We start from the raw sequence: 19,399 nt of genomic DNA on the forward strand, positions 1-19,399 counted from the left end.
ATTCCCCATGTTTGAGCGCCTTATCCAATTCGCCATCGAGCAGCGCATCATCGTGCTGTTGGCGGTGCTGTTGATGGCCGGTGTCGGTATCGCCAGCTATCAGAAGCTACCCATCGACGCAGTGCCTGACATCACCAACGTGCAGGTGCAGATCAATTCGGCGGCGGCGGGTTTCTCGCCGCTGGAGACCGAACAGCGCGTCACCTTTCCCATCGAAACCGCCATGGCCGGCCTGCCGGGGTTGCAGCAGACCCGTTCACTGTCGCGCTCCGGGTTGTCCCAGGTAACGGTGATTTTCAAGGACGGCACCGACTTGTTCTTCGCCCGCCAACTGGTCAACGAGCGCCTGCAAGTCGCCCGAGAACAATTGCCGGTTGGCATCGAGACTGCAATGGGGCCGATTTCCACAGGCCTTGGGGAAATTTTCCTATGGACCGTGGAGGCCAAGGACGGCGCACTCAAGGACGACGGCACGCCCTACACGCCAACCGACTTGCGCGTGATCCAGGACTGGATCATCAAGCCACAACTGCGCAACGTGCCGGGCGTGGCCGAGATCAACACCATCGGCGGCTTTGCCAAGGAATACCAGATCGCCCCCGACCCCAAGCGCCTGGCCGCCTACAGCTTGACCTTGAACGACCTGGTCACCGCGCTTGAGCGCAACAACGCCAACGTCGGCGCCGGTTACATCGAGCGCAGCGGCGAGCAACTGCTTATCCGCGCACCGGGGCAGGTGGCGTCGATCGACGACATTGCCAACATTGTCATCACCACGTCGGACGGTACGCCGATTCGTGTGCGAAACGTCGCTGAGGTCGACATCGGCCGTGAGATGCGTACCGGCGCCGCCACCGAAAATGGCCGTGAAGTGGTGTTGGGCACGGTGTTCATGTTGATTGGCGAAAACAGCCGCAGCGTGTCCCAGGCCGTGGCGGAAAAACTCGCACAGATCAACCGATCACTGCCCGAAGGCGTGGTGGCGGTCACGGTGTATGACCGCACCAACCTGGTCGAAAAAGCCATTGCCACCGTCAAGAAAAACCTCTTCGAAGGCGCGCTGCTGGTGGTCGCGGTGCTGTTCCTGTTTCTCGGCAATATCCGTGCGGCGCTGATCACCGCGATGGTGATCCCGCTGGCGATGCTGTTCACCTTTACCGGCATGTTCACCAACAAAGTCAGTGCCAACCTGATGAGCCTCGGTGCGCTGGACTTCGGCATCATCGTCGACGGCGCGGTGGTGATCGTCGAGAACGCGATCCGTCGCCTGGCCCATGCGCAGCAGCGTCACGGCCGCTTGTTGACCCGCAGCGAGCGCCTGCACGAAGTGTTCGCCGCCGCCAAGGAAGCACGGCGGGCGCTGATTTTCGGGCAACTGATTATCATGGTGGTGTACCTGCCGATCTTCGCCCTCACCGGCGTGGCCGGGAAAATGTTCCATCCCATGGCCTTCACCGTGGTGATCGCCTTGCTCGGCGCGATGATCCTGTCGGTGACGTTCGTGCCGGCTGCCATTGCGCTGTTTGTCACCGGCAAGGTCAAGGAAGAAGAAAACCTGGTGATGCGCACTGCACGTCGGGCCTATGCGCCGGTATTGGAGGGGGTGATGGCGCGGCGGCCGCTGGTATTCGGCCTGGCGCTGCTGAGCATCCTCGGCTCCGGGGTGCTGGCCAGCCGCATGGGCAGCGAATTTATCCCCAGCCTCAGCGAAGGTGATTTTGCCCAGCAGGCCCTGCGCGTGCCCGGCACCAGCCTGACGCAATCGGTGCACATGCAGCAGCAACTGGAAACCACCTTGATGGCCCAGGTGCCGGAAATCGAGCGGGTGTTTGCCCGCACCGGCACCGCGGAAATTGCTTCCGACCCGATGCCGCCGAATATTTCCGACAGTTACGTGATGCTCAAGCCGAAGGACCAATGGCCAGACCCGGGCAAATCCCGTGAAACCCTGATTGCCGACATCCAGCGCGCCAGTGCGATTGTGCCGGGCAGCGCGTATGAACTTTCGCAACCGATCCAGTTGCGCTTCAACGAGCTGATTTCCGGAGTGCGCAGTGATGTGGCAGTGAAGGTGTTTGGGGATGACATGGCGGTGCTCAACCAGACCGCCGACGCCATCGCCGATACGCTCAAGGGCCTCGATGGCGCTTCGGAAGTGAAGGTGGAACAGACCTCTGGCCTGCCGGTGCTGACCATTAATATCGACCGCGACAAGGCCGCACGTTTTGGCCTGAATGTCGGTGATGTCCAGGACACCATCGCCGTGGCCGTCGGAGGACGCCAGGCCGGAACCTTGTACGAAGGCGACCGGCGTTTTGCCATGGTCGTACGTTTGTCCGACGCGCTGCGCACCGATATTGACGGCTTGTCGCGACTGTTGATCCCGGTGCCCGCAAACGCATCCGGCCAGTTGGGCTTTATCGCCTTGTCCCAAGTGGCCAGCCTGGACCTGGTGCTCGGCCCCAACCAGATCAGTCGCGAAAACGGCAAGCGCCTGGTGATCGTCAGCGCCAACGTACGCGGGCGTGACATTGGCTCGTTTGTGGCCGCGGCCGAAGCGGCAATCAATGCCAAGGTCAAGGTGCCGGCGGGTTACTGGACCACCTGGGGCGGCCAGTTCGAGCAGTTGAAGGAAGCCTCCGAACGCTTGCGTATCGTGGTGCCGGTGGCGCTGCTGTTGGTGTTCGGGCTGTTGTTCATGATGTTCAACAACCTCAAGGACGGGCTGCTGGTGTTTACCGGGATTCCGTTCGCGCTGACGGGTGGGATCATGGCGCTATGGCTGCGGGATATTCCGCTGTCGATCTCGGCGGGGGTGGGCTTTATCGCGTTGTCCGGGGTGGCGGTGCTCAACGGGCTGGTGATGATTGCGTTCATCCGCAACCTGCGCGAGGAAGGGCGCTCGCTGTCGGTGGCGATCAACGAAGGTGCGTTGACCCGTTTGCGCCCGGTGTTGATGACGGCGCTGGTGGCGTCCCTCGGGTTTATCCCCATGGCGCTTGCCACTGGCACCGGCGCCGAAGTGCAACGGCCGCTGGCGACCGTGGTGATCGGCGGGATTATTTCCTCGACGTTGCTGACCTTGCTGGTGCTGCCGGCGTTGTACCAATGGGCACACCACAAAGAACAAGACTGACGTGTAGTGAGCGGGCTTGCCCCGCGCCGGGCGGCGAGGCCGCTCCAAATCCAGGCACCTCGGTCTCCCTGAAACATCGCGGCGGTCTTATTGGGGCGGCTTCGCCGCCCAGCGCGGGGCAAGCCCGCTCACTACTTAGGCTGGTCGCAGGGGAGGGGGAATATCAGGCGGAACGAGGTGATGCCACCCGGTGGGCTGCGTACCTCGGCCTGGCCCTGGTGCAGGGTCATGATCGAGCGCACGATGGCCAACCCCAGGCCGGTGCCGCCTTCGGTGCGGGCGCGGCTGTTGTCGGCGCGGTAGAAACGCTCGAACAGGTGCGGCAAATGCCGGGCGTCAATGCCCGCGCCGGGGTTGCTGACGGACACGGACACCTGTTGCGCATACGTTTCCACCAGCAGGGCAATGTGCCCACCGCGTGGGCTGTGGCGGATCGCGTTGGACAGCAGGTTGGAGAGGGCGCGCTGGATCATCAGGCGATCACCCTGTACCTGGGCATCGCCGCTGAGGGTCAGGTTGAGCTGTTTGTCTTCGGCGCTCAGGGCAAACAATTCCATGACCCGACGGGCTTCATCGGTCAACGACACCGGCACAAACGAGGCACGCGCCGCCGGGTGGCTGACCTGGGCCAGGAACAGCATGTCGGACACGATGCGTGACAAACGCTCCAGCTCCTCGGTGCCGGATTCCAGCGCGGCCTTGTATTCCTCCGACGGCCGTTGGCGTGACAGTGTGACCTGGGCTTTGCCCATCAGGTTGGTCAGGGGCGCGCGCAGTTCGTGGGCCAGGTCGTCGGAGAATTGCGACAGTTGCTGCACGCCCGCGTCCAGGCGGTTGAGCATCACGTTGAAGCCCTGGGCCAGCTCGCGCAGTTCCTGGGGCAGGTTGTCCAGGGCCAGGCGATGGGTCAGGTCCTGGGTGGTGACTTGGGCGGCGACGTGGCTGAACTGCTTCAACGGTGCCAACCCGCGCTGCACCAGCCACCAGGCGCCCATGCCGATCAATAGCAACAACAAGGGCAATGCCACCACAGTGGCGCGCAGGTAGGCGCTGAGCAGGGCCTGGTCGTCCATGCGGTCCAGGGACAGCAGCACGCGCACGCGTTCGCCACTGGCCAGGCGCATCAGGCTGGACGCGCTGAGCACCTGGTTGCCGTCGCTGTCTTCCCAGTTGAGGTAGCCGAGGGTTTCCCGGTGCGGGTAGTCGGTGAGCAGCGGCACCTGGGGCTTGGCACCGACGCTGAGCAGCACACGCTCGTCGGGCGCGGTGCCGACGATGCTCAGGTAGAAGTTATCGTGGCCGACGACCAGGTCCAACAGCGAGTGCGGGCGCGCGCGGATGTCGCGAGCGTCCAGGCCCTGGGCGAGGCTGTGCTGGATCTGTTCCATCTTGCTTTCCAGACCCTTGCGCGCAAGTTTTTCCAGCTCATGGGTCAGGGCCAGGTAAGCCAGGCTGGCCAGCAGCAGCACCAGGCCGGCACCCATCAGGCTGACCGTCAGGCCGAGGCGCATCGACAGGCTGCCGGTCTTCATGGGCGCGCTTCCAGCACGTAGCCGACGCCACGAATGGTGTGGATCAACTTGACCTCGCTCTGGTCATCCACCTTGGCGCGCAGGCGGCTGATGGAGACTTCCACCACATTGGTGTCGCAGTCGAAATTCATGTCCCACACCAGGGAAATAATCTGCGTGCGGGTCATCACTTCGCCGGTCTGGCGCATCAGTACCTGGAGCAGGGCGAACTCTTTGGTGGTCAGGTCGATCCTGCGGTTGCCGCGATAGGCGCGATGGCGGCGCGGGTCGAGTTCCAGGTCCGACACGCAGAACACTTCCGGCTGTGGGATATGTTCACTGCGTCGCAATAACGTACGCACCCGCGCGAGCAATTCGGGAAACTCGAAGGGTTTGACCAGGTAATCATCGGCCCCCATGTCCAGGCCCTTGATCTTGTCATCCAGGCGCCCACGGGCGGTGAGCATCATCACGCGCTGGCTGCCGTCGCGGCGCAGTTGTTCGAGTACTTCCCAGCCATCCTTGCCTGGCAGGTTGACGTCGAGAATCACCAGTTCATAGGCATGCTGCCGGGCCAGGTGCAGGCCGTCGATACCGTTGGCGGCGCAATCGACCACGTAGCCGCTTTCAGTCAGGCCTTGCTGCAAATAAGCGGCGGTTTTTTGCTCGTCCTCAACCACAAGGATACGCATGGGGGGTTTACCTTTTTCGAAAAGAGAAGGGAGTCCATTTCCTTATGGAGGCTGTTGTTGGGGGAGTAGGAAAATTCTGAACCGTGAAGTGACTTCAGGGTCAACTGCGACGTTCTGTCGCAACTAAGTGAGCACGCAAAAAAAACGCCCCAATGGGGCGTTAAAAAATCCATCTCTTTCCAAAGGAGCTACACAAAAGCTTCAGAGATGAATGTGCTCGGTGTTGCAAGTTGAAGCCAGTCTATAAAGTTCAACTTAACGAGAAGGTGAGGCCAATATTACAGTTTTGATAACTGGCTAGTTGTGAACAGATGTTAGTCAAGCGCGAACGAATGTAATGATTCAGAGAATCGCCAGCGGGTATTCGGCAATCAAGCGCACTTCTTCCAGGTCCGACTCGAATGCACTGGAACGCACCGTGGCTTGGCGCAAGCGCAGCGACAGGTCTTTCAAGTTGCCACTTTGCACCACATATTTGGCTTCGATGTCGCGCTCCCAGCGGCGCTGATCGGTCAGTGGGTCGCCTGCTGCATCGCGGCGCATATACACCGCGTTGGCGTTGCTGTAGTCGGCGCCGGTGCCTTTGCCGTAGCGGGTCATGAACGACAGGCCGGGAATGCCGAACGGCTGCATGTCCAGGTCGTAGCGCACCATCCACGAACGCTCCTTGGGGGAGTTGAAGTCGCTGTATTGGATCGAGTTGTTGAGGAAGATCGAGTCCGACTGGCGCAGGTAATCGAAGTCGTCATCACCGTTGTTGCGCTGGTACGACACGGCCACGCTGTGGGCGCCCATCTTCACGCCGAGCCTGGCGCTCCAGATGGTGTTGTCGAACTCACCCAGCCGTTTCTTGCCCTCATCCACCGCCTTGTAATAGTTGAAGTCGCCGAACAGCGAAACCTCATCGTTCAGCGGGTAGTTGGCGGCGCTGCCGAAGTAGTACTGGTCCCAGGCGTCCTTCAAGCGGCTGCTGTACAGGCTCAGGCTCAGGTGTTTGTTGAGTTGGTAATCACCGCCGAAATAGCCGATCCACGGTGAGTCGACCTTGCCCGCATAGAACGTCGCAAAGCCGTTGTCCATGCCGCTCTCGGTGGGCTGGCTCATACCGCTCAAGCGTCCGCCTTGCAGGCTCAGGCCCTCCAGGCTGGTGTTTTGCGCGGTCACGCCACGAAAGCTTTCCGGCAACAGCCGCGAGTCGCCGTACGCCACCACCGGCGTGAGCGGGAACACGTCACCGGCCTTGATCACGGTGTCCAGCACGCGCAATTTTGCGGCGCCGCCGAATTTGCTGTAGTCGGACTCTGGATGGTTGCCGCTGTCCACCGGCAGCACGCCAAACGAGCCCTTGCCGCCGCTGCGGCCGGTGCCCGAGTCGAGCTTGAGGCCGTACATGGCAAACGCGTCCAGGCCAAAACCGAGCGTGCCCTGGGTAAAGCCGGATTCGAACTTGCCAATGAACCCCTGCGCCCAGGCTTCGGAGTAGCCATTGCCGGTAGGGCTGGACTGGCCCTTGCGGTCATCGCGGTTGAAGTAGAAATTGCGTGCCAGCACGTTCACGCTGCTGCCTTCGATAAAACCTTCGGGCTTGTCTTCCACGGCCACGGCGGCCAGGGGCAGCGCCGCAATCAATGAAAAGGGAAGGGTGTAGTAAGCACTGTGCATGTTGCGCTCCTCGGTATTGGCAGTGATCAGCTTCTTATAGAGGTGGGCGTTCTTATTGATTTGGCCCGTGCTGATAGTTGCAAATCACAGATAACAGTGAAGTGGCACGCACATTACAATTTTGGAATCTCACGGTTACCTAACAAATAAGTAATGTTCTGGTGAACGTCGCGTCAGGGTTCGCTCGTTACTCTGGGCACTCAACTTTGAACGAGGAACTTGTGATGAACTTTTATAAACTTGGCCTGGGTGTATTGGCGGCAGTCTTGTCGTTCGGTGCTTTGGCCGAAGGCGGCGGCGACCGGACCTTTGCCTTGATGATGGAGCGCAATGAAAAGGCCATGGCCGATTACGCCGCGCGCAATGGCAAGCCCGCGCCCCAGGTGCAGGTGTATCGCTACGGCATGCCACTGGATATTGCCAAGGTGGTCAGCGTGACGCCGCCGATCAGCGGCTGCCGCCCGGTGCCGTCGCGCATGACCTATGAAGACTCCAGCGGCAAGCTGACGACGCTTGAGTATCAAGTGATGGGCGCGTGCCGCAGCAATGGCGGCTGAGGGGAGCAAAAATATAGTTGGGCCCGGGGCTAAAGGCCTATTAAGAAAACGCCGGCAGGGCCGATGCAGGTCAGATCTTTCTCTCCCATTGACCATTGGTGCCCCATGTTCAACACCCGCCTGAAGCAGGAGCTGTCCGCTCTTCGCGAAGAACTGTCCAGCTTGGAGCAGGTCAAGGAGAGCCTGGAAAGCGAGATGCTGTGCCTGACGCTGGACGCCGCAGGTCGTATTGAATGGGCCAATAGCAACTTCCTGCAAGAGTTGGGTTACCAGAGCACGCAGTTGTTGGGGCGCCCTGTTGAAGAGCTGGTGCCGGCCCATGTGCGCCGGGACGAGTTCCAGCAGCGCTTCAACAACGCCCTGACGCGTGGCGAACACTACGCCGGCACCGTGCGCTTGATGCGCGGCAATGGCGAGGAAGCCTGGCTGCGCTCGATCGTGCAACCGGTGCGCGGTTCGGACGGGCGCATCAAGCATTTTTCGATTTATTCCAGCGACCTCACGCGCACCATAGAGGCGTCGCGCGAGCATGAAAACCTGATTGCCGCGTTGGTGCGTTCCACGGCGGTGATCGAGTTCGACCTCAGTGGCCATGTGCTCACCGCGAATGATCGCTTCCTGGGCGGCATGGGTTACAGCCTGGCGCAGATCAAGGGCAAGCATCACCGCATGTTCTGCGAACCGGAGGAATACAACAGTGCCGAGTACCAGAACTTCTGGAAGCGCCTTAACAACGGTGAGTTTGTGGCAGCGCGCTTCAAGCGGATCGACAGCCATGGCCGCGTGGTGTGGCTGGAGGCGACCTACAACCCGGTGATGGACGCCACCGATCGCTTGTACAAAGTGGTCAAGTTCGCCACGGTGATCACCGATCAGGTCAACCGTGAGCAAGCGGTGTCCGACGCGGCCAACATCGCCTACGGCACCTCGCTGCATACCGATGAAAGCGCCCAGCGTGGCACCAGGGTCGTGACCCAGGCAGTGGACGTGATGCGTGACCTGGCCACGCACATGCAACAGGCCGGCGAAGGCATCGAGGCGCTGAATGCCCAGTCCCAAGTGATCGGCAGTATCGTCAAGACCATCAGTGGCATTGCCGAGCAGACCAACCTGCTGGCGCTTAACGCGGCCATCGAAGCCGCGCGCGCCGGTGAGCAAGGCCGTGGGTTTGCGGTGGTGGCCGATGAAGTGCGGCAATTGGCGTCACGCACCAGCAAGGCCACCGAGGAAATCGTCGGGGTAGTCCGTCAGAACCAGGACATGGCCCGCGACGCGGTGGCGCTGATGACCGACGGTCGCCTGCAAGCCGAGCAAGGCCTGGCCCTGGCGGCTGAAGCGGGCACGGTGATCGTCGAGATCCAGGACGGCGCGCAGAAGGTCGTCAGTGCGGTGGGCCAGTTCGCCAACCAGCTGACCAACTGACCCGTCGGGTTCATGCTTGAGGTATCGTAGGTTTTTTCTCGTTTGAAGAGCCGACCTTTCATGAGCCCGACCCACCGTCGCCCCGTTCCGCTGTCCAAGGCCTACCGCTTGCTCAACCACGGGCCGACTGTGCTGGTCAGCGCGGCGCATAACGGCCAGCGCAACATCATGGCTGCCGCCTGGGCGATGCCGTTGGATTTCGAACCGCCGAAAGTCGCCGTGGTGCTGGATAAGTCCACCTGGACCCGCCAGTTGCTGGAGGCCAGTGGCACCTTCGTGCTGCAAGTGCCGTGCGTGGCCCAGGCCGATCTCGTACAGACCGTTGGTAACACGACTGGCACCGAGACAGACAAATTCGCTACCTATGGCCTACAGGTGTTCAGCGGTGAACATACCGAGGCGCCGTTGCTGGAAGGTTGTGTCGCCTGGCTGGAATGCCGCCTGCTGCCTGAACCGCACAACCAGGACACCTACGATTTGTTCCTTGGCGAAGTGGTTGCGGCGTATGCCGATACGCGGGTGTTCAGCGACGGCCACTGGCACTTCGACGGCCAGGATTCGTTGCGTACCTTGCATCACATTGCCGGCGGCAACTTCCTGAGCATCGGCGCACCGATTATCGGGCGCCAGCTTTAAGCCCTACCAGCGCGCGTTTGCCAGCGCCTCGGCAAACGCCACCAACTTCGGCGAATACTGGCGGGACGGCGGATACACCAGCGAGATGGCCCGGCTGCGCCCGGCGAAGTCCTCCAGGATCGGCACCAGGCGGCCGTCGGCCAGGTCGTCGCGTACGGCAAAATCCATCACCTGGGCGATGCCAAAACCGCCCACGGCGCCGTCCACCAACGCGTCGCCAATGTCAAAGATCAGCCGCCCTTCGACGTTCACGTCCTGCACCTTGCCATCGAGCATGAACTGCCAGTCCACCATGCGCCCGCTGCGCAGGTTGCGTACGGTCAGGCAGTGGTGGTGCTTGAGGTCCTCGACGCGTTGCGGTGTGCCGAAGCGGGCGAGGTACGCGGGGGCGGCCACCGTGACCCAGCGCAGCGGCGCCAGGGCGCGGGCGATCAGGCGTTGGTCCTGGATCTCGCCGGTGCGCAGCAAGGCGTCGAAGCCTTCGTCGACGATGTCCACCAGGCGGTCGGTCATGACCGCTTCGATGCGTAACTCGGGGTAGCGCAGGGTCAACTCGCCAATGACCGGCATCACCACCTTGCGCCCGAACAGCGACGGCGTGCTGATCTTCAGCAGGCCGGAGGGGCTGCCACGGCGGTCGAGCATCAGCTTTTCGGCTTCGGCCAATTCCGCCAGCAACGGCGCGCTGCGTTCGTAGAGCATCTGCCCGTCGGGCGTCAGGCTGACGCTGCGGGTGTTGCGTTGCAGCAGGCGTACGCCCAGCTCGTTTTCCAGGCGCGAGATGGCGCGCGACAGCCCGGACTGAGTCAGCCCCAGGTCCGCGGCCGCACGGGTGAAACTGCGGGTTTCGGCCACGCGGACCAACAGGCGGACAGCGTTCAGATCCATGATTAAAGTCATTACTGAAAGAGAGATAGCGCTATTTATCATCTATTGCGCATAAAACACACTGGCCGCACTTCATTTTCGGACAGGACGCTGTGATGTCTCCCTCTCAACCCTCCGGCTGGATGCTGATGCTGCTGGCCACTGCTCAACTGATCATCGCCCTCGATGCCACCATCGTGTTTGTCGCGTTGCCGCAGATCGGTGCGCACCTGGATTTTTCCGCCCAGCAATTGCAGTGGGTGGTGAGTGCCTACAGCGTGGCATTCGGCGGCTTTTTGTTGCTGGGTGGCCGGGCCACGGATTTACTCGGCAAGCGCCGCTTGTACCGGGTCGGGCAGTCGCTGTATGCGCTGGCCTCCCTGGCGGCGGTGCTCGGTGGCAGCGCGGTGTTGCTGGTGCTGGCGCGGGCGGTGCAGGGTGTGGGCGGGGCGTTGTTGTTCCCGGCGACCCTGGCGCTGATCAATACCCACTACGCCGAAGGGCCTGCGCGTAATCGTGCGTTTGCGGTGTGGAGCGCGGCGTCGGCGGCGGGCCTGGCACTCGGCGCATTGCTCGGCGGCGTGCTGACCCAGGTGTGGGGCTGGGAAGCGGTGTTCCTGGTGAACGTGCCGCTGGCCGGCGGGTGTGCGTGGGCGGCGCGCTATTGGATTCCCGCCGATGGCGAACGGGCGCGCGGGCGCAATTTTGACATCAGCGGCGCGCTGACCGTGACTGTCGGCGGCACCTTGCTGGTGTTCACCCTGGTGCAAGGCCCGGAGTGGGGCTGGACGGCGCCGCCGACCCTCGGTTGCCTGGCCCTGGCCATGGCGTTGCTGGCGATGTTCGCCTGGATCGAACATCGCGGCCGCGACCCGCTGATGCCGCTGCGGCTGCTGGCCTACCGCGAACTGCGCATGGCGATGGTGCTAACAGCGGTGTTCATGAGCAGCTTCGGCGTGCAGTACTACTTCCTCGCGCTGTATTACCAGCAGGTCTATGGCTACAGCGTGTTGCAGACGGGCTTGGCGTTTCTGCCGGCGACCTTGGTGTGCACGTTCGGCATCGGGTTGGCGGAGCGTGCGTTGGCCAGGATCGGCTTGCGTAATACGCTGGTCAGCGGGCAATTGGCAGGGGCTGTGGGGATTGCGCTGGTGTGCTGGGCATTACCGACTGGCGTGGGATTCTGGTCGCTGCTGCCTGGGATTTTCATCTTGAGCATCGGCCAGGGCATGACGTGGACGGCGATGTGGGTGGCGGCGGGGTTGGGCATCCGGCCGGGCGAGCAGGGCGTGGCGGCGGGGATGGCGTCCACCAGCCAGCAGATTGGTGGGGCGCTGGGGCTGGCGGTGTTGGTGTCGGTGGCCAATGTCGGCGGGATCGAGCGGGCGTTGTGGTGGAGTGCGGGGATTGCGTTGGTGGGCGCGGTGGTGGCATTGGGGCTGAAGGATCGCAGCATTGAGCCGAGCTCAATTCTGGAAACAACTTGAAGACCAATGTGGGCGCTGGCTTGCCTGCGATAGCGGCCGGTCAGCCGACATGTGCAGTGACTGACACTCGGCCATCGCAGGCAAGCCAGCCCCACATTGATGGCATTGCAAATCAGGTTTTTTCAGCGCCCGAGCATCTTCACCCAGCGCGACGGCGGCATGCCGTAGGTGCTGCGAAATTGCCGGGTCATATGGCTTTGGTCGGTGAACCCGGCAGTCATCGCCGCATTCACCAGCGATTGCCCCTGTGCCAGCAGGCTGCGTACCAGGTCCAGGCGGCGCATGGTCAGGTAACGGTAGGGGCTGGTGCCGAACAACAAGCGAAAATCCCGCGACAACGCCCAGCGGTCACGCCCGGCGTGCTCGGCCATTTCATCCAGGGTGATGCTGCGGCCCAGGGCGCTGTGGATGAATTCCCGCGCGCGTTCGGCGGCGACGTAGTCGAAGCTCTTGCGGCTGGTGATCACCCCGGACGCCTCGCTCAGGGCTTGCGCCAGGTCATACATCGCGTCCTGTTCCTGCAGCGGATCAATCGGGCAGTCCAGGCTTTGCAGCAGTACTTCGCTGGCGCGGAACAGGCGCGGGTCGGTGGTATGGCCAAAGGGAATGAATGGCAACGGCTTGCCGCCGAGGATCTGCTGGATCAGCGCCGGCTCCACGTAAATCATCCGGTACTTGAAGCCCTCCTCGCTGCTGGCGCGGCCGTCGTGGGTTTCGTCAGGATGAATCACCATGGTCGTGCCGGGCAGGCTGTGGGTCATACAGCCGCGATAGTGAAAGCTCTGCACGCCGAACAACGTACGGCCGATGGCGTAAGTGTCATGGCGATGCGGGTCGAACGCGAAGCCGGCAAAGTACGCCTCGATACGGTCCATGCCGCTGGCGTGCGGGGCGCGGTGCATCCAGTCGAGAGGGGAAATTGGATTGCCCATGGTGGCTTGTCACAAATTGAGGTGGAAACACGTTAGCCGAGTCTGCGCTCCCTGTCTGCCGAGGTCTTGTACGATTGTGCAGGGTAACGGCGAGGTCTATGATCGCCGTTCGCACCCTGCGCAGATGGAGTTGCCTCCCATGGACTTTTTCAACCCCGCCTATGCGGCACCGCTGGTCTCACTGGCGCTGTTGTGGACCGTGGCCGTGGTGACACCAGGCCCCAACTTCTTCAATGCCGCGCAGTTGGCCGCCAGTTGCTCGCGCCGCCATGGCGTGGTGGCATCGGCCGGTGTGGCCACGGGCACCATCATGTGGGGGCTGGCCGGTGGCCTGGGGATCAAGTCGCTGTTTACTGCCGCTCCGATGCTGTACCTGGCCTTCAAGATTATCGGCGGTTGCTACCTCATCTACCTTGGGCTGAAACTGTTCAAGCGCTCGGCGCCGACCATGGCGCAGAGCTTGCTGGCGGATGAGCCGCGGCGCTCGTTGTTCTGCGCGTGGCGCCTGGGTTTGCTGGGTAACCTGTCCAATCCCAAGGCCGCGCTGTTTGTCGCCACCATTTTCGCTTCCACCATGCCACCTTCGCCGTCGCCGATGCTGTTGACCCTGGCGGTGATGACCATGGCCACCTTGTCCTTCAGTTGGTATTCCTGCGTCGCCCTGGTGTTTTCCAGCCAGCGTATGGCCAACCTGTACAGCCGTTCGCGCAAGTGGCTGGACCGTTTTGCCGGCAGTTGCTACCTGTTGTTCGGCGCACACCTGGTAGCGAATCGCTGACGGCCCGTGGTAAGAAGCCTTACTTTCAACCGTGAGGCCGAGTCATGAGCAAGCTGCGTGTAGGGATTATTTTTGGTGGGCGTTCGACCGAGCACGAGGTCTCGCTGCAGTCGGCGCGCAATATCGTCGATGCCCTCGACCGCACGCGCTTCGAGCCGGTGCTGATCGGCATCGACAAGGCCGGTCACTGGCACCTCAACGACACCTCGAACTTCCTGATCAACGGGGAAGACCCAGCGCTGATCGCGCTCAACCAGTCCAACCGCGAGCTGGCGGTGGTGCCAGGCAAAGCCAGCCAACAACTGGTGGAAACCTCCGGCGGCGGTCTGCTGGCTCATGTCGATGTGATATTCCCGATCGTCCACGGCAGCCTGGGTGAAGACGGCTGCCTGCAAGGCTTGCTGCGTATGGCCGACCTGCCTTTCGTCGGCTCCGACGTGCTCGGTTCGGCGGTGTGCATGGACAAGGACATCAGCAAACGCCTGCTGCGCGATGCCGGGATTGCCGTCACACCGTTCATCACCCTGACCCGGCGTAACGCGGCCCGCACAAGCTTTGAAGCGGCCGTGGGCAAGCTTGGCCTGCCGATGTTCGTCAAGCCTGCCAACCAGGGCTCGTCGGTCGGCGTGAGCAAAGTCGCTGACGCAGCCGAGTACTACGCCGCCGTTGAGCTGGCGTTGGGTTTTGATGAAAAAGTGTTGGTGGAGTCTGCGGTGCGGGGGCGCGAAATCGAATGCGCCGTGCTGGGCAACGACGATCCCATCGCCAGCGGTTGCGGTGAAATCGTGGTGAGCAGTGGTTTCTATTCCTACGACAGCAAATACATCGACGCCCAGGCCGCTCAGGTCGTAGTGCCGGCGGCGATCAGCGCCGAGGCCAGCGAACGCATTCGCCGCCTGGCCCTGGAGGCATTTGAAGTCTTGGGCTGCTCCGGCCTGGCGCGCGTCGACGTGTTCCTGACCGACGACGGCGAAGTGCTGATCAACGAAATCAACTCACTGCCCGGCTTCACCCGCATCAGCATGTACCCCAAGCTTTGGCAGGCGACGGGGATGAGTTACAGCGAGTTGGTGAGCCGGTTGATTGAGTTGGCGTTGGAGCGGCATGTGGGGCGCAGGGGGTTGAAGATCAGTCGGTGATCGCTCTACGAGCAATCCACGAATACAGCAGGGTCTTGGGCTCGTCCGGGTGGTGCGTCCTGCGCCGATAGCTGGCAAACGCTGGCGAGGTGCAGTAGGTGCACACTGCGCTGACTTCGATCTGCTCGCGCCGAATGCCCGCTGCTTGCAACAGCATCACGCCGTACCCGCTGAGGTCGAACCAGGCGCTGCCCGTTTGTTGCGCCTGGGGCGGCGCAATTTGCGCTGGCAGCAGCGGCGCAGGTTGCACAACGCTCCACGGCGCCGGAGTGTCCGGCCACAGGTGTCCCTGATCTGCCTGGAGCTGCCCGATAAACCCTTCGCTCACTTCATAGCAGCACGGTTTGATCGACGGCCCGATTGCCACCAGCAACTGCTCGGCGGCAATCCCTTCCTCGGCAAAGCGCTGCACGGCATTGGCGATGATTCCCGCTTGCAGCCCTTTCCAGCCGCCATGCACCGCCGCCACGCTTGCGGCGTTTTTTGCGGCGATGAGAATCGGCAGGCAGTCGGCGGTGATCACCGCGATCGGTTGCCGCTCGCCGGTGAACACCCCGTCGGCCGGAACCGTGTTGCTCTGCTGATCCGCCTCCCACTCAATCACCGTTGCACTGTGCACCTGCTTGCAGATGAACACGTCATCCGGGCGCAGTGGGTCGTTGATCGTACAAAAACCGTGATCGACGCCGGGGAGAGCGCCGAGATTGTCTGCTTGCTGCATGGGGTGCTCTCCGTCGATTGAATGTTCAGTCGCCCAGGGCTTGGCCTTCACGCCGCGGGTCGGCGCCGCCGCTCAATGACACCTTGCCCTGGGCATCCCGCGTGCGCACGATGGCCTGGATGCCGCTGGTCATGTCGATTTCATTCAGCGCGTGATCTTTGTCCTTCAACGCCTGTTTCAACGCCGGGCTGAACAAGCCTGCTTCCAACTCGGTGGCGCCGTTGCGACTGCCGAAGTTGGGCAGGTTGATGGCGGCTTGTGGGTCGAGTTTCCAGTCGAGCATGGCCACCAGGGACTTGCTCACGTACTCGATGATCTGCGAGCCACCCGGTGAACCCATCGTGGCCAGCAACTCGCCGCTGTTGCGGTCGAACACCAACGTCGGGGCCATCGCCGAGCGCGGGCGTTTGCCTGGTTCGACGCGGTTGGCGACTGGCTGGCCGTGTTCTTCGGGGATGAACGAGAAATCGGTCATCTGGTTGTTGAGCAAAAAGCCCTGGACCATCAGGTGCGAACCGAACGCCGCCTCGACGGTGGTGGTCATCGACACGGCGCCGCCGCGGTCATCCACCGCCACCACTTGCGACGTGGAAATACGCAATGGCGAGCGGTCCGGTGCGTACGCCACCTGGATGCCCGCAGGCTGGCCCGGCTTGGCGATGCCCATGCTGCGCTCACCGATCAGCGCGGCGCGCCTGGCCAGGTAGTCCGGGGCGACGAGACCGGCGACCGGCACGGGGACGAAATCCGCATCGGCCACGTACAGCCCGCGATCGGCGAAGGCCAGGCGGCCCGCTTCGGCGAGCAGGTGCACGGCTTCAGGCACAGGTTCCAGGCCAGCGGGGGAAGCGCTCTTCAGCGGTTTCATCGATGCGATTGCCAGTGGCGGGTCGCGGCTTTCCAGGGCTTGCAGCGTGCCCAGGATTTGCGCGATGGCAATCCCGCCCGACGACGGTGGCGGCATGCCGCAGACTCTCCACTGTTTGTAGTCGGTACACAGCGGCGTACGTTCCTTGGCGGAGTAGCCCTTGAGGTCAGCTTGGGACAGGCTTCCCGCGTTGCGATGGCCTTGCACCTTGCGGGCAATTTCAGCGGCAATCGGCCCGTGATACAACGCGTCTGGCCCTTCGTTGGCGATGCGTTTGAGTACGGCGGCCAGCGCCGGATTTTTCAAGCGTGTGCCGGTGGCCTTTGGCGTGCCATCGGCATTCAAGAAGTAAGCCGCCATGTCGGGGGACTGGGGGATATAACGGTCGGCGGCAATCAGCGCGTGCAGGCGCGGGGAAATCGCGAAACCCTGTTCCGACAGGCGGATCGCCGGTTCGAACAGCGTGGCCCAGGGCAAATGCCCGCTGTCTTTGTGTGCCCGTTCCAGCGCACGCAGCACCCCCGGCGTGCCGACCGAACGTCCGCCGATCTGCGCCTCGGCAAACCCCATCGGCGTACCGTCGGGGCGCAGGAACAAACGCTCCCTCGCCCCGGCCGGTGCGGTTTCGCGGCCGTCGTAGGCGCGCACGTTCTTGCCATCCCACAGCATGATGAACGCACCGCCGCCGATGCCCGACGACTGCGGTTCCACCAAGGTCAACACGGCTTGCATCGCAATCGCCGCATCAATTGCCGAACCGCCCTGGCGCAACATCTGGCGCCCGGCTTCGGCGGCCAGTGGGTTGGCGGCCGCTGCCATATGACGCTCGGCATGGCGGGTGGCGAGGTCGGTACGGTAGCCCGAGCCCAGCTCCGGTGCCGGTGGTTGATCGGTGACCGTGGTATGGCAGGCCGTCAGGGCGAGGGTTGCCACCATGACCGACAACTGCCGGCGGGAAATCGAAAGCACGCGTTGAACTCCGTTCATTTTGAGAATGATCTGTTGTCCTTGGGGTAGTGCTTTTTACAGGTAAATCGTGCCTTGCAGGTAAAGCACTGCGCTGCCGGAGATGATCACGCGGTCGCCCTTGAGTTCGCAGCGCAACTGGCCACGGCGTGTGCCGCCTTGCTCGGCGGTCAACACCGGCTTGCCCAGGCGTTCGGCCCAGAACGGCGTCAGCGACGTATGGGCGGAGCCGGTGACCGGGTCTTCATTGACGCCCACGTTCGGTCCGAACCAGCGCGAGATAAAGTCGAACCGTGCGCTTTTGGCGGTCACCGCGATGCCGCGTTTGGGCAAGCCCTTGAGGCTGGCGAAATCCGGGGTCAGTGCGGCGACCTGGGCTTCATCGTCCACCAGCACGATGTAGTCATCGGTGCTGAACACCTCGGCGTGTTCGATGCCTAGCGCGCTCAACATCCCTGCTGGAGGCTTGCACGGCTGGGGCTGCTTGGCCGGAAAGTCCATCGCCAGCTCGTCGCCGTTGCGCGTCACGCGAAGCTCGCCGCTGCGCGTGGCAAAGCGCAGCACCTCAGGTGCACCGGCCAGTTTGTGGATCAACACCCAGGCGGCAGCCAACGTGGCATGGCCGCACAGGTCCACTTCGACTTGCGGGGTAAACCAGCGCAACTCATAGACCTCGCCGCGCGGTACAAAAAACGCGGTCTCCGAGAGGTTGTTCTCGGCGGCGATGCTATGCAGTTGTTCGTTGGGCAGCCATTCGGTCAGTGGGCAGACCGCTGCGGGATTACCGCCGAAGACGTGGGAGCTGAACGCGTCGACTTGGTAGATATCCAGTTTCATCGGGGATGCTCTCCGTGTGGGGAGGTTGGACACTAGCAGTGGGCCAGGGGAGCGTCGCCGTACAGATGGTGGTTTTTTTTGCGCGCATGTGCGCTGCACTTTCTTGCAGGCATAAAAAAACGGCCTACCTTTCGGTAAGCCGTTTTTAGTACTTGGTGGCTACACAGGGACTTGAACCCCGGACCCCAGCATTATGAATGCTATGCTCTAACCAACTGAGCTATGTAGCCAAGTGGCGCGCATTATTCGCTCAGAACGCTAATGCGTCAAGTATTTATTTTGAATTTTTATCTGCGCTTTCAACTGTTTAAGCAAAATCGGCTGAAACGGCGACGAGTGGCGTGCCACTGTCGGTGTTCCCCCATGGGCTTTGCGTCGATTTTCCGGTGTGCGACTCGGTTGGGCAGATATCCCTGCTGCCCAACGCGGGGTCTGGCTTACCGGGGCATCGGGCTGTGGGTGACACGCTTGAGTTGTTCGCGGGCGCGCGACAGGCGTGAGCGTACTGTGCCGATCGGAATATCCAGCACGTCGGCGGTGTCCTGGTAGCTGCCGTCGGTTTCCAGTGACGCGTACAGCGTCTTGCGCATCTCGGCCGGCAGGCGGTCGATGGCGCTCAAGGTTTTCTCCAGGCGACGGTTGATCTCAAATTCCCAATCCAGGTTGTGATTGTCTTCGTGTCCATGCCAGAGCGCCTCATCAAACTCGCAATGCACGGGCTTGGCGTACAGGCGCCTGAAGTGATTGCGGATCAGGTTTTGCGCAATGCCGCACATCCAGGTACTGAGGGTGGCGTTGCCGCTGAAGCGCTCGCGGTTGCGCCAGGCTTCCAGGTAGGTCAGTTGCAGAAGATCGTCTGCATCTTCCGGGTTGAGCACACGCTTGTGAATGAAGCGCCGAAGTTTCTTTTGCTGGTCGTCTGTCAGTTGGAGCATGAATTGAGGCGAGCTGCCAACGAGGTGAGCCAGAGCTTCAATTGGGATATTCATGTTGTTTTTCCTCAGGGTAGACGCTGCCGAAATGGTTTCGACGAGAACCCCTTTAGCACTGGCTGTGCCAAACTAAAAAACTACATAAATATATGATTTATAAGGATATATATCTTTATGCGAGGTGTATTTGCGCAAGAGTTTGCAAATATCCTTGATGGTGTTGTGCAGGCTTTTTCAAAAAGCCTGCGTCGATGAT

At 62.0% G+C, this 19,399-nt stretch carries 15 protein-coding genes, 1 tRNA gene and 2 pseudogenes; 8 read left to right on the forward strand and 10 right to left on the reverse strand.

Annotated elements, in window-relative coordinates:
• Positions 1-7 precede the first annotated feature (7 nt).
• Entirely contained in the window at positions 8-3,136 is a 3,129-nt protein-coding gene (locus OPU96_RS17310) for a CusA/CzcA family heavy metal efflux RND transporter (RefSeq protein ID WP_498559404.1), read from the forward strand.
• A gap of 131 nt (positions 3,137-3,267) precedes the next feature.
• On the opposite strand, the gene OPU96_RS17315 is transcribed toward OPU96_RS17310, so the two are convergent.
• The 3 genes from OPU96_RS17315 to OPU96_RS17325 all read right to left on the reverse strand — a co-directional run bounded on the left by OPU96_RS17315 (position 3,268) and on the right by OPU96_RS17325 (position 7,001).
• Complete coding sequence (locus tag OPU96_RS17315) at positions 3,268-4,668, reverse strand: heavy metal sensor histidine kinase (protein ID WP_305392021.1); 1,401 nt, start codon at positions 4,666-4,668, stop codon at positions 3,268-3,270.
• Positions 4,665-5,339 carry a heavy metal response regulator transcription factor gene (locus tag OPU96_RS17320; RefSeq protein ID WP_192297818.1) on the reverse strand — a complete coding sequence of 225 codons (675 nt, stop codon included), beginning with the start codon at positions 5,337-5,339 and terminating at the stop codon, positions 4,665-4,667. Before OPU96_RS17320 ends, OPU96_RS17315 begins: the two co-directional genes overlap by 4 nt.
• 342 nt (positions 5,340-5,681) lie before the next feature.
• Positions 5,682-7,001 (reverse strand): OprD family porin, encoded by a 1,320-nt coding sequence (locus OPU96_RS17325; RefSeq protein WP_498559405.1) that lies wholly within the window; start codon positions 6,999-7,001, stop codon positions 5,682-5,684.
• A 224-nt stretch (positions 7,002-7,225) separates the two neighbouring features.
• On the opposite strand from OPU96_RS17325, the gene OPU96_RS17330 reads away from it, so the two are divergent.
• The 4 genes and pseudogenes from OPU96_RS17330 (at position 7,226) to OPU96_RS17345 (ending at position 9,616) form a co-directional block, all read left to right on the forward strand.
• The gene (locus OPU96_RS17330; protein WP_226456576.1) at positions 7,226-7,558 is read left to right on the forward strand and encodes a DUF2790 domain-containing protein; all 333 of its coding nucleotides are present in this window, start codon (positions 7,226-7,228) and stop codon (positions 7,556-7,558) included.
• Between the two features lie 195 nt (positions 7,559-7,753).
• Positions 7,754-8,440 (forward strand): annotated as a pseudogene (locus OPU96_RS17335) (PAS domain-containing protein); the annotation flags it as partial.
• 111 nt (positions 8,441-8,551) lie between these two features.
• Positions 8,552-8,980: pseudogene (locus OPU96_RS17340) on the forward strand (methyl-accepting chemotaxis protein); the annotation flags it as partial.
• A gap of 60 nt (positions 8,981-9,040) precedes the next feature.
• A complete protein-coding gene (locus OPU96_RS17345) occupies positions 9,041-9,616 on the forward strand; it encodes a flavin reductase family protein (protein WP_498559406.1) in 576 nt (191 codons plus the stop codon).
• A 3-nt stretch (positions 9,617-9,619) separates the two neighbouring features.
• On the opposite strand, the gene OPU96_RS17350 is transcribed toward OPU96_RS17345, so the two are convergent.
• Positions 9,620-10,504, reverse strand: coding sequence for a LysR family transcriptional regulator (locus OPU96_RS17350; protein WP_226456573.1), 885 nt, complete (start codon positions 10,502-10,504; stop codon positions 9,620-9,622).
• Positions 10,505-10,626: 122 nt separating this feature from the next.
• On the opposite strand from OPU96_RS17350, the gene OPU96_RS17355 reads away from it, so the two are divergent.
• Positions 10,627-11,970, forward strand: a complete 1,344-nt coding sequence (locus OPU96_RS17355; protein ID WP_498559429.1) for an MFS transporter — start codon at positions 10,627-10,629, stop codon at positions 11,968-11,970.
• Positions 11,971-12,092: 122 nt separating this feature from the next.
• Here OPU96_RS17355 and OPU96_RS17360 read toward each other — a convergent pair whose 3' ends face one another.
• Positions 12,093-12,902, reverse strand: a complete 810-nt coding sequence (locus OPU96_RS17360) for an AraC family transcriptional regulator (RefSeq protein WP_498559407.1) — start codon at positions 12,900-12,902, stop codon at positions 12,093-12,095.
• Between the two features lie 139 nt (positions 12,903-13,041).
• On the opposite strand from OPU96_RS17360, the gene OPU96_RS17365 reads away from it, so the two are divergent.
• Together OPU96_RS17365 and ddlA are read left to right on the forward strand one after the other, a co-directional pair.
• The gene (locus tag OPU96_RS17365; protein WP_305392025.1) at positions 13,042-13,680 is read left to right on the forward strand and encodes a LysE family transporter; all 639 of its coding nucleotides are present in this window, start codon (positions 13,042-13,044) and stop codon (positions 13,678-13,680) included.
• Between the two features lie 44 nt (positions 13,681-13,724).
• A complete protein-coding gene (ddlA, locus tag OPU96_RS17370; protein WP_498559408.1) occupies positions 13,725-14,819 on the forward strand; it encodes a D-alanine--D-alanine ligase in 1,095 nt (364 codons plus the stop codon).
• On the opposite strand, the gene OPU96_RS17375 is transcribed toward ddlA, so the two are convergent.
• From OPU96_RS17375 to OPU96_RS17395, 5 genes are all read right to left on the reverse strand, one after another.
• Positions 14,809-15,540, reverse strand: a complete 732-nt coding sequence (locus tag OPU96_RS17375) for a purine nucleoside phosphorylase YfiH/LACC1 family protein (RefSeq protein ID WP_226456569.1) — start codon at positions 15,538-15,540, stop codon at positions 14,809-14,811. The two genes, ddlA and OPU96_RS17375, sit on opposite strands and share 11 nt — an antisense overlap.
• Before the next feature lie 25 nt (positions 15,541-15,565).
• Positions 15,566-17,377, reverse strand: a complete 1,812-nt coding sequence (locus tag OPU96_RS17380) for a gamma-glutamyltransferase family protein (RefSeq protein ID WP_498559409.1) — start codon at positions 17,375-17,377, stop codon at positions 15,566-15,568.
• 54 nt (positions 17,378-17,431) lie between these two features.
• Positions 17,432-18,211 carry a PhzF family phenazine biosynthesis protein gene (locus OPU96_RS17385; RefSeq protein ID WP_498559410.1) on the reverse strand — a complete coding sequence of 260 codons (780 nt, stop codon included), beginning with the start codon at positions 18,209-18,211 and terminating at the stop codon, positions 17,432-17,434.
• A 153-nt stretch (positions 18,212-18,364) separates the two neighbouring features.
• Positions 18,365-18,441, reverse strand: a tRNA-Met gene (locus OPU96_RS17390).
• 207 nt (positions 18,442-18,648) lie between these two features.
• The gene (locus OPU96_RS17395) at positions 18,649-19,200 is read right to left on the reverse strand and encodes an RNA polymerase sigma factor (protein WP_226456565.1); all 552 of its coding nucleotides are present in this window, start codon (positions 19,198-19,200) and stop codon (positions 18,649-18,651) included.
• Positions 19,201-19,399 lie beyond the last annotated feature (199 nt).

Source organism: Pseudomonas sp. RP-B7, assembly GCF_059803535.1.